The following is a 2,305-nucleotide window of genomic DNA, read 5'->3' as shown; positions in this document are numbered from 1 at the left end:
TAGATGAAAGCTTGCATCGTATTGAAAAAGCAATTTCTTATCTTTCGCAAGTAAATAAAGAAGGATAAATATCATACACATGACAAATGCTCTTCGTCATTTCACGGACTTATCGATTTTAACGCCAGCAATAGCACGCGCACTGATCGATTATGCAAAAATCCTTAAAGCATCTTTTAAAGCAGGGAAAAGTTCAAAACCTTTTATAGGTAAAACACTTGCGATGATTTTTGAAAAACCATCTACACGAACGCGTATTTCATTCGATATCAGTATGCGCCAGCTTGGGGGAGACACAATCATGCTCACGGGGTCAGAGATGCAACTTGGTTATAGTGAAACCATAGCTGATACGGCACGCGTTTTATCCCGTTTGTAGATATCGTGATATTGCGAACAACAAAACATCAACGTATGCTTGAATTGGCACAATATGCAAAAATTCCTGTCATTAATGCCCTTACAGATGATACACATCCTTGCCAAATTCTAGCAGATATCTTAACCTATGAAGAACATCGAGGGCCAATTACTGGCAAAATATTTGCATGGATGGGGGATGGTAATAATGTGCTCCATTCCTTAATTGAAGCTGCAGCTCTTTTTGATTTCCATTTGCGTATTGCTACTCCAAAAGGTAGTGAGCCGCAAGAGCAATTTATACATTGGGCACGTGAGCGGGGAGCGCATCTTACGCTAACTCATAATCCTCAAAAAGCAGCTCAAGATGCTGATTGTATTATGACTGATACATGGGGCTCTATGGGACAAGAATTTCGTGCTCGCAGTCATTCCATTTTTCAGCCTTATCAAGTCAATGAAGCTCTCATGAAATTAGCAAAATCTGATGCTCTTTTTATGCATTGTCTTCCAGCTCATCGTGGTGAAGAGGTTGTCGATACTGTGATTGATGGACCGCACTCCGTTGTTTTCGATGAAGCTGAAAATCGTCTTCATGCTCAAAAAGCAATTCTTTCTTGGTGTTTACAAGATGCATTTTTCTCTCCACAATAGCCTACCTACAACACACTTTATATAAAAGGCAAAGCCATGAATGAACAAGCTAAAGATGACGCCTCTCTCAACGGCATCACTTTGCATGAAGATGATACTGTTATTCCCTTTCAAGTCGAAGAACTTGATATCCGTGGACGTGTTGTCCAACTTGGGGAAACTTTAAATTCTATTCTCACAAGACATCAATACCCTGAACCGGTTTCTTATCTTCTGGCTGAAGCTTTACTTTTAACTGTTCTACTTGGAACTTCTCTAAAGCTTACGGGAAAGTTTATTTTACAAACCCATTCTGATGGACCGGTTAATATGTTGGTATGCGATTTTTCTCCTCCTTCCAGTGTACGTGGATACGCTCGTTTTGATAAAGAACGGCTTCAACAAGCAATAGATGAGGATCAAGCCTCTTCAGAAACACTTTTAGGAAAAGGCACTTTAGCTTTCACGATTGATCAAGGTTCCCACATGCAACCCTATCAAGGGATTGTTGCATTAGATGGATCAAATTTACAAGACGCTTCTCGTACTTATTTTGATCAATCAGAGCAAATTCCTACCGATATCCGTTTGGCTGTTGCTATATTAATTAATCGTGACCAACAAGGAAAACTGCAGAAAAGCTGGCGAGCTGGAGGGATTTTGACACAACTTTTGCCTCAAGCATCGTCTCATCATAAAGTCTCTGATCCTCGTCAAAAGCAAGAAAAAACGAAAACTCATACCCAATTAGATAATCAGTGGCAAGAAGCTAAAATACTCATGAAAACGATTGAAAGTGCAGAATTAACAGATCCCCAAGTCGGGAGTAAACAGCTCTTGTTTCGTCTTTTTCATGAACAAGGTGTTAGAGTTTTTAATTCTTTTTCTCTTGTTGATCAATGTTCTTGTTCACGCGAAAAAATTAAAGGAATCCTAGAAGGATTTCCTATTGATGAGCGCAATAAAATGGTTAAAAATGAATATATTTCAGTCACATGTGAATTTTGCTCAGAAACATATCGTTTTACAGCGCAGGAATTTTTGGAAGAAAAAACGTAATCAAATTATTTTATAAAAATGATGATTGCAAAAAAAGTCTATTTTATTCATGTCCTAAAAGCTTAAGCACAGCGAATATGAACTTTTAGAATATTTCTGACAATAAATCCTTTTATAGTATTCATTAATATGTTGATTTTTATTTGTAAATGACCTTATTCTGTTAAATAAATCTTTTTGATTATAGTTATATTTTCTTATTCGAATTTATCTTACTTAAGAGTCAAAAAATCATTTTTTGTGATCATAAGAG

Annotated in this window: 1 protein-coding gene and 1 pseudogene; both read left to right on the top strand. The window is 37.0% G+C overall.

Annotated elements, in window-relative coordinates; translation table 11 throughout:
* Positions 1–79 precede the first annotated feature (79 nt).
* Positions 80–1,014, top strand: a pseudogene (gene argF, locus BN338_RS04060) (ornithine carbamoyltransferase).
* Between the two features lie 36 nt (positions 1,015–1,050).
* The gene (locus tag BN338_RS04055) at positions 1,051–2,052 is read left to right on the top strand and encodes an Hsp33 family molecular chaperone (RefSeq protein ID WP_039759296.1); all 1,002 of its coding nucleotides are present in this window, start codon (positions 1,051–1,053) and stop codon (positions 2,050–2,052) included.
* Positions 2,053–2,305: the final 253 nt, after the last annotated feature.

Origin of the sequence: Bartonella queenslandensis AUST/NH15, assembly GCF_000312585.1 — a bacterium.
Lineage (GTDB): Bacteria > Pseudomonadota > Alphaproteobacteria > Rhizobiales > Rhizobiaceae > Bartonella > Bartonella queenslandensis_A.
The sequence above is the reverse complement of the archived record's forward strand: the minus strand, read 5'-3'. Positions and strand labels throughout refer to the sequence as shown.